Origin of the sequence: Dokdonella sp. (assembly GCF_019634815.1) — a bacterium.
Lineage (GTDB): Bacteria > Pseudomonadota > Gammaproteobacteria > Xanthomonadales > Rhodanobacteraceae > Dokdonella_A.
The window spans coordinates 36082-43695 of sequence record NZ_JAHCAP010000027.1 but is presented as its reverse complement, the minus strand read 5'-3'; the positions used below and the strand labels follow the sequence as shown (position 1 = coordinate 43695).

Annotated in this window: 7 protein-coding genes; 2 read left to right on the top strand and 5 right to left on the bottom strand. The window is 64.3% G+C overall.

Annotation, left to right across the window (positions count from 1 at the left end; translation table 11 throughout):
- Nucleotides 1–435: 435 nt before the first annotated feature.
- Nucleotides 436–1125, bottom strand: a complete 690-nt coding sequence (locus KF759_RS12375) for a hypothetical protein (RefSeq protein ID WP_291225967.1) — start codon at nt 1123–1125, stop codon at nt 436–438.
- Complete coding sequence (locus KF759_RS12370; RefSeq protein ID WP_291225965.1) at nt 1122–1586, bottom strand: DUF4398 domain-containing protein; 465 nt, start codon at nt 1584–1586, stop codon at nt 1122–1124. The genes KF759_RS12375 and KF759_RS12370 overlap by 4 nt, the downstream gene beginning before the upstream one ends.
- A gap of 50 nt (nt 1587–1636) precedes the next feature.
- On the opposite strand from KF759_RS12370, the gene KF759_RS12365 reads away from it, so the two are divergent.
- The gene (locus tag KF759_RS12365; protein ID WP_291225963.1) at nt 1637–2740 is read left to right on the top strand and encodes a PilT/PilU family type 4a pilus ATPase; all 1104 of its coding nucleotides are present in this window, start codon (nt 1637–1639) and stop codon (nt 2738–2740) included.
- 358 nt (nt 2741–3098) lie between these two features.
- Here KF759_RS12365 and KF759_RS12360 read toward each other — a convergent pair whose 3' ends face one another.
- Nucleotides 3099–3824, bottom strand: coding sequence for a 2OG-Fe(II) oxygenase (locus KF759_RS12360; protein WP_291225962.1), 726 nt, complete (start codon nt 3822–3824; stop codon nt 3099–3101).
- Nucleotides 3821–4840: a class 1 fructose-bisphosphatase gene (locus KF759_RS12355; protein ID WP_291225959.1), complete on the bottom strand. Its 1020-nt coding sequence runs from the start codon at nt 4838–4840 to the stop codon at nt 3821–3823. The genes KF759_RS12360 and KF759_RS12355 overlap by 4 nt, the downstream gene beginning before the upstream one ends.
- 211 nt (nt 4841–5051) lie before the next feature.
- Here KF759_RS12355 and KF759_RS12350 point away from each other — a divergent pair, with 211 nt between their 5' ends.
- On the top strand, nt 5052–6818 hold the full coding sequence (locus KF759_RS12350) for a DUF885 family protein (protein ID WP_291225957.1): 1767 nt from the start codon (nt 5052–5054) through the stop codon (nt 6816–6818).
- Between the two features lie 88 nt (nt 6819–6906).
- On the opposite strand, the gene KF759_RS12345 is transcribed toward KF759_RS12350, so the two are convergent.
- The gene (locus KF759_RS12345; RefSeq protein ID WP_291225955.1) at nt 6907–7602 is read right to left on the bottom strand and encodes a hypothetical protein; all 696 of its coding nucleotides are present in this window, start codon (nt 7600–7602) and stop codon (nt 6907–6909) included.
- Nucleotides 7603–7614 lie beyond the last annotated feature (12 nt).

The following is a 7614-nucleotide window of genomic DNA, read 5'->3' as shown; positions in this document are numbered from 1 at the left end:
CGTGCGCCCTGCGAACCTGCAGCGCAATGGTCGGGCCTGCCGGCCCTCCTACCAGAGCACACGAATTCTGGATGCCAATCGGTCGGGCCTGCCGGCCCTCCTACAGAAGCACACGGATGCTCGATGCCGATCGGTCGGGCCTACCGGCCCTCCTACATGCGCAATCGTGTCAATGCCGCGCATCGTGATGATGTAGGAACGGCGGCAGTCGCGACCAGCGCCACACGCGCTCGTGCGCCCTGCGAACCCGCGGCGCAATGGTCGGGCCTGCCGGCCCTCCTACCAGAGCACACGAATTCTGGATGCCGATCGGTCGGGCCTGCCGGCCCTCCTGCAGGAGCACTCGAATGTTCGGTGCCGATCAGTCGGGCCTACCGGCCCTCCTGCGCAGCCCATCGTGCCGATTTGAAACGGTGATTGCGTCGCCGGGCGCGCTCAAGGTCTGGCCGGGGTCTTCTTCGGCTTGGCCCGAGCCTTCGCTGCGGCGGCGGGTTTGGCATGGCCCGGCTTGGCCGCTGTTGCCGCTGCAGGCTTGCCACTGATCGCGGCCTCGAGTTCGGCTTCCTTCTTCGCCAGCGCCGCAGCCTTGGCCTGCGCCGCAGCCATGCGCTTGGCCTGGCTTGCCTCGGCCTGCGCAGCCTTCGCCGCTTCCTGCGCCTGCTCGCCCTCGGCGCGCGCGGCCTCGGCTTCGCGCCGCGCGGTTTCGGCTTCCTCGGCGCGAATCTGCGCCTGCAGGCGTGCGCGTTCGAGATCGGCACGCGCAAGCTCTGCATCGCGTCGCGCCACCGCCACCTGCAGGCGGTCGTTCTCGCGCTGCAACTGACTGCGCTGGTCTTCGAGCAGTTCGGCCTCGGCGGCCGCCTTGGCCGCATCGATGCGGCGCTCGACGACATAGATCCAGGTGTCGCGCTGCTTGCGCTTTGCTTCCTTGAGGTCGGCCAGCGCCTGACGCGCACGATCCATCGCAACCGGTGCGTGATTGGCCAGCTGCGGATCGGTGGCCAAGGCATTGAACCGGTCGAGCAGACGCTGGTAATCGTCGTTGCGTGCCTGCGCCAGGCCGGCTGTTCCGGCAGCCAGCAGGGCAAGGCCGAGCACGATGACTTTGGTGAGGGTCGAAGTCATGGTTGTTCCTCCCCGGTCGCGGATTTGCTGCGCGACAGATCTTCTTGCAGCGCAGCATTCGCCCTCGTGAGTTTATCGACCGCAACCCTGCCCTGCTCGCGTCGTGCGCGCACAGCTGCCAGTTCGCTGTCAGCCTGCGACTGCAGCGCCAATTGCGCGGCCATGTCGTAGTCGCCATCCCCCTCGGCTGCCTGGGCGCCGGCGTAATGGTCGGCTGCGGCACGCAGATCGGCGGCAGCGAACTCGGCAGCGCCGACCGAGCGGGCGGTTTCCAGTCCGCGGGCCGCGGCATCGAGCTTGTCGACCGGCGGCTTGGTCGGTCCGCACGCGGTGAGTGCCAAAAGCGCCAGAACGACGAATGGCGCATGGATTTTTCCGCAAGGTAGTGTCATAACATCAACCGCTCGCTCGTTGCACGAATGGCTATTGTGGGAAGGCCTGCCGCAGTTTGGCAACGCCATCCCTGTTCCCGCGAACCATTCTCCCCGACCCGAACACTGCGAGAACCGCTATGGATATTGGCTACTTCCTGAAATTGATGTCCGAGAAAGGCGCTTCGGACATGTTCCTGACCACGGGCGCACCGGTCAACATCAAGGTCGAAGGCAAGCTCTACCCGCTGGGCAATGCCGGCCTGCCCAATGGCATGGTCAAGAAGATTGCCTATTCGCTGATGGACGAAGGCCAGGTCCCGCATTTCGAGAAGAATCTCGAACTGAACATGGCGATCGCGGTGAAGGACGCCGGCCGCTTCCGCGTCAACGTGTTCAAGCAGCGCGGCGAAGTCGGCATGGTGATCCGCGCGATCAAGAGCGAGATTCCGAGCATCGAGCAACTGCGCCTGCCGCAACTGTTCAAGAACATCATCATGGAGCCACGCGGCCTCGTGCTGCTGGTCGGCGCCACCGGCTCGGGCAAGTCGACCACGCTGGCTTCGATGATCGATCACCGCAATTCCAACACTTCGGGCCACATCCTCACCATCGAGGACCCGATCGAATACCTGTATCGACACAAGAAATCGGTCGTCAACCAGCGCGAAGTGGGTCTGGATACGCACAGCTTCCACGAAGCACTCAAGAATGCGATGCGCGAAGCGCCCGACGTGATCCTGATTGGCGAAATCCGCGACGCGGCCACGATGGAAGCCGCGATCACCTTCTCCGAGACCGGCCATCTGTGTCTGGCGACGCTGCACTCGAACAATGCCGACCAGACGATCGAGCGCATCCTCAACTTCTTCCCCGAGTCGGCGCACAAGAACATCCTCATGAACGTCGCGCTCAATCTGCGCGCGGTGATCAGCCAGCGTCTGGTGATGGGCAAGGACGGCCACCGCCTGCCCGCGGTCGAGGTGCTCATCAACACGCCGCACATCCGCGACCTGTTGCGCCGCGGTCAGGTGCACGAGGTCAAGGAGGCGATGGATCGCAGTCTGCAGGAGGGCATGCAGACCTTCGACCAGTCGCTGTACGGGCTGTACAAGGAAGGCAAGATCGAGCTCGAAGAGGCGCTCAATCACGCCGACTCGCGCGATGGCCTTGCCCTCAAGGTGCGCCTGGCTGAAGGCGGCGAGGCGCCGATGGCCGATACCTTCGACATGAACAATTTCTGACGACGCGCGGCGTGGCGGCGGTGTGGGAGCGACGGCTTCGCAACCCATGCCGTACGCAACCACACGCCCCTCACGCTCACGCGCTCCGCGAACCTGCAGCGCAATGGTCGGGCCTGCCGGCCCTCCTACAGAAGCACACGAATGTTCGATGCCGATCGGTCGGGCCTGCCGGCCCTCCTGCGCACGCCATCGTGTCGCTGCCACGCATCGTGATGGTGTGTAGGAGCGGCGGCAGCCGCGACCAGCGCCACATGCGCTCGTGCGCCCTGCGAACCTGCAGCGCAATGGTCGGGCCTGCCGGCCCTCCTACCAGAGCACACGAATGTTCGATGCCGATTGGTCGGGCCTGCCGACCTTCCTACGATTTCCTGGGCGGCGCGGCGTAGAGCTTCTCGGCCGGCTGGAACAGGATCCATGAAGTCGCGATGTACTTGTCGCCGCCCTTGGGTCGGTTGCCGCGATGGGTGTGGGTGAATCCCGCCGGCGCGATCGCCATCAGGCCGGTCTTCGGCTTGACCAGTTTGCCCTGGAAGTAGAACTCGGTTTCACCCTCGTCGAAACCTTCGTTGAGATACAGGGTCCACAGCAGCACGCGATGCAGACGATCGTTGTCGCCGGCGCGCGGCGAGGTCTCGCTGTGCCAGTACGGATAACCGCCCACATCGCCCAGATAGCGCTGGATGTTGATTTCGCCGGGCCGGAACAGCTGCGCGATCAGCGCCTGCAGGCGCGCATCGTCCATCGCACGAATGTATTCGGCATCGATCATGCTCTGTTCGCCGGTTCTGGGGTCGACCTTGGAGAGCATCAGCGGCGCCAGCGCGAGGAACGGATACGTGCGCACGTAGGCGAGCATGTTGTGCATCACCGCGGTGTTGAGCGCGTTTTCCACATTCTTCCACTCGGGATGACGCGAAATCGTGATGTCCCAACTGTCCTTCAGCGTGGTGTTGACGCCGCCGCCGGTGGCACCCCGCACGATCTTGTCGCTGGCCGAATAGGCGGCAATGATTTCGGCACATGCCTGCGCGGGCATTGCGTCGGCGTAAGTTTCAATGAAGTCCGGGTTGGCTTTGCCGCTCATGCATCGGCCTCGCGGTGATAGGCAGTGACTCGCTCGACCTCGTTCTTCGAGCCGAGGAAGACCGGGACGCGCTGGTGCAACTGGGTCGGCTCGATGTCGAGGATGCGCTTGCGCCCGGTGGTCGCCGCGCCGCCGGCCTGCTCGACGATCATCGCCATCGGGTTGGCCTCGTACATCAGACGCAGCTTGCCCGGCTTGGAGGCGTCCTTGAGATCGCGCGGATAGATGAAGATGCCGCCACGGGTGAGAATGCGGTGCACGTCGGCCACCATCGATGCGACCCAGCGCATGTTGAAATCGCGCCCGCGCGGCCCGGTCTTGCCGGCCAGCAGTTCCTCGATGTAGCGGCGCATCGGCGCTTCCCAGTGACGCAGGTTCGACATGTTGATCGCGAACTCGCCGGTGTCTTCGGGAATCCTCACGTGCGAGGCGGTGAGGATGAAACTGCCCTGCTCACGATCCAGCGTGAACACGTGCACGCCATCACCCAGCGTGAGTACCAGCACCGTGCTCGAACCGTAGACCGCATAACCGGCCGCAACCTGCCGCGATCCCGGCTGCAGGAATGCGCGCTCGTCGGGATCGCGCACGCCATCCGGACAGCGCAGCACCGAAAAAATCGTGCCAACCGAAATGTTGACGTCGATGTTGGACGAGCCATCGAGGGGATCGAACACCAGCAGGTATTCGCCCTTGGGATAGCGATGCGGGATCGAGTGCGGATCATCCATTTCTTCCGACGCCAGTGCCGCAAGGTGGCCACCCCACTCATTGGCTTCGAGCAGGATTTCGTTGGACAGCACGTCGAGCTTTTTCTGCGTTTCACCTTGCACGTTCTCGGTGCCGGCGCTGCCGAGCACGCCGCCGAGCGCGCCCTTGCCGACCGCTATCGAGATGCGCTTGCAAGCCCGCGCCACCACTTCGATCAGCAGGCGCAGGTCGGAATTGATGCGGTTGTGGTCGCGCTGCTGCTCGATCAGGAAGCGCGTGAGGGAAATCCGGGGCGGGGTCGACATCGGCGGCAATCCAGGGTGCTGGGTACCGGCATTGTCCAAGGCCGGGGCAGAACAAGTCCATCCCGACCCGTCCGATTCCGATGTTTGCCGCGACATGTGGTCGGCGGGCGCGAGCGAAGCGTCCTCGCGTCGATGGATCGGCCCATCCTTCGGCACTGGTCGGGATGGCCTCAGGTGCGATCATCGGCATTTGCCTCAAAGGAAATTGCCCATGACCCGTTGGCTCGCCGCGACCCTGCTCGCCAGTCTCGCCCTGGTCCCGACTGCGCGCGCCGACAGCGCCGACGACCGCTTCAAGGCGATTTACACGCAGGAATGGAACTGGCGCCAGCAGCAGTTTGGCGGCTACGACAACGAAGACAGCCAGTCCAACCCCGCCGCCGCGCATCTGCCCGAGGTCAACGCCAAGGCACAGGCTGCGCGGCTGGCGCACTGGGACGGCGTGCTCAAGCAGCTCGATGGCGTTGCGGTCAAGGAACTGTCCGCGGACAACCAGATCAATTACGCGGTGTACCGCCCGCAGATCGAGAATTTCGTCGCCGCGATCCGCTTTCGCGATTACGAAATGCCGTTCAACAGCGACTCGCAGTTCTGGGCCGATCTGGGTTTCATGACGCGGCGCCCACTGCGCGACGAACGCTCGGCACGCGCCTACATCGCCAAACTCAACGACGTGCCACGCTACTTCGACGAGCAGACCGCCAACATGCGCGCCGGGCTCAAGCGCGGCTTTTCGGTGCCGCGTGCGGTGCTCGACGGGCGCGACGTTTCGATTGCAAGCTACGCGCAGGTCAAGTCGCCCGAGGACAGCGAGTTCTATAACCCGCTCAAGGATCTGCCGGCCAGCATGCCCGCCGACATGCAGGCTCGCCTGCGCGCCGATGCACGTCAGGCGATCAGCAGCAAGGTGATTCCGGCCTACGCCAAGCTGCTCAAGTTCTTCCGCGACGACTACATGCCACATGCGCGCAAGACGCTGGCGGCCGAGGCGATGCCCGACGGCAAGGCCTGGTATCGCCAGCAGATCAAGGAATACACGACGCTGGATCTCGACCCCGAAGCGATCCACCAGATCGGGCTCAAGGAAGTCGCGCGCATCGACGCACAGATGCAGGCGACGATGAAGAAGAGCGGCTTTACCGGCGACTTCCCTGCCTTTCTCGAGTTCCTGCGCACCGATCCGCAGTTCTATGCCAAGACGCCCGAGGAACTGTTGATGCGCGCCGCGTGGATCGCCAAGCAGGTCGACGGCAAGCTCGACCGCTTTTTCGGCTTGCTTCCGCGTGGCCGTTTCACGATCGTGCCGGTGCCGGCATCGATCGCGCCGTTCTGGACCGCCGGTCGCGGTGGCGCGCACACCTACTGGGTCAACACCTACGACCTGCCCTCGCGCCCGCTCTACAACCTGCCGGCGCTGACCGTGCATGAAGCCGCGCCCGGCCATGCACTGCAGGGCGCACTCGCCGAGGAGCAGACCGGCTACCCGGATTTCCGCAGCAAGAATTACATCTCGGCCTACGGCGAAGGCTGGGCGCTGTACTGCGAGAAGCTCGGCGAGGAAATGGGCATCTACCACACGCCCTACGAAGAATTCGGCCGCCAGACCTACGAGATGTGGCGCGCCGCGCGGCTGGTGATCGACACGGGCATCCACCACAAGGGCTGGACGCGTGCGCAGGCAATCGATTTTCTGGCTTCACATGCAGCGCTGTCGAAGCACGAAGTGGAGACCGAAGTCGATCGCTACATATCCTGGCCGGGCCAGGCACTGAGCTACAAGCTCGGCGAGATCAAGATCGTCGAACTGCGCGCACGCGCGGAAAAGGAACTGGGCCCGAAGTTCGATCTGCGCGCATTCCACGACACCATCCTCGGATTGGGTTCGGTGCCATTGCCCGTGCTCGAACAGCAAGTCGATGCATGGATCGCCAAGGTCAAGGCGACACCGGCCAGCGGCAAGACGCCGACAGGCGCATGATCGCAGTTTGAACCCCCTTTCCCGGCGCGAGAGGGACAGGGGGTGAGGGCGAAAGTTGATCCCCGGCCGAGGTTCGGCACGGGTCAGATCAGGGTTTGCTGCCGGCGGGCTTGGGCCTGCCTTTGTCTGCCGGCGTTGCGACCCTGCCTGCGGCTTCCTGTTCGGCCTGCTTCTTCCACTCTTCAAGGATCTGCGCGCGCGTTGCAACGCCGCGCGCGGTATCGTCGGCAACCGTGGCCGCCTTGGTCTTTTCTTCGGGATCACCACTGCTGATGAAGCGCAGGAGGCGCGAGACTTGCGCGCCGAGCACCTCATCGACCTGCGGAGCGAGTCCATCGAGTCCGCTGATTGACGTGCCATTGACGCGGTATTCGACATCGATGCGCGCCTTGCCGTAGTCATCCTCGCGCAGCCAGAAATTGAGCACGCCCTTGAGTGCGTGTTCCTGCAGCGGTCCGAGTGCCGCGTCGACGCGCAGCAGTTTGCCCGGCAGCGCCATCAGTACGCGGCCATGCTCGGCGCTGCCAGCGCTCCAGCGTTCGCAGAAACAACCGCCCGCTTCGGCCGTGAGGCTGAGATTGGCCGCTTTGCCCGACCAGGTGTGCTCGTTGCTCCACCACTTCTGCACCTGCACGAGATCGGCCCAGGCCTTGCCGGTATCAACGTCGAGCGGCGCGCTGTAGGCAAGGAAGAAGCCATCGGCCGCAGCCTGGCGGATTTCTGCCTGCGCGCTGCCGCTGACGGCAACGGCGGCGAGCAGGACGGCCCAAGCGCGCCTGTGCATGTTCTGGTTCCT

Coding starts and splice junctions, on each gene's coding strand:
- KF759_RS12365 (WP_291225963.1), top strand. CDS start 1,637: ATGGATATTGGCTACTTCCTGAAATTGATGTCCGAGAAAGGCGCTTCG.
- KF759_RS12355 (WP_291225959.1), bottom strand. CDS start 4,840: ATGTCGACCCCGCCCCGGATTTCCCTCACGCGCTTCCTGATCGAGCAG.
- KF759_RS12360 (WP_291225962.1), bottom strand. CDS start 3,824: ATGAGCGGCAAAGCCAACCCGGACTTCATTGAAACTTACGCCGACGCA.
- KF759_RS12370 (WP_291225965.1), bottom strand. CDS start 1,586: ATGGCGTTGCCAAACTGCGGCAGGCCTTCCCACAATAGCCATTCGTGC.
- KF759_RS12375 (WP_291225967.1), bottom strand. CDS start 1,125: ATGACTTCGACCCTCACCAAAGTCATCGTGCTCGGCCTTGCCCTGCTG.
- KF759_RS12345 (WP_291225955.1), bottom strand. CDS start 7,602: ATGCACAGGCGCGCTTGGGCCGTCCTGCTCGCCGCCGTTGCCGTCAGC.
- KF759_RS12350 (WP_291225957.1), top strand. CDS start 5,052: ATGACCCGTTGGCTCGCCGCGACCCTGCTCGCCAGTCTCGCCCTGGTC.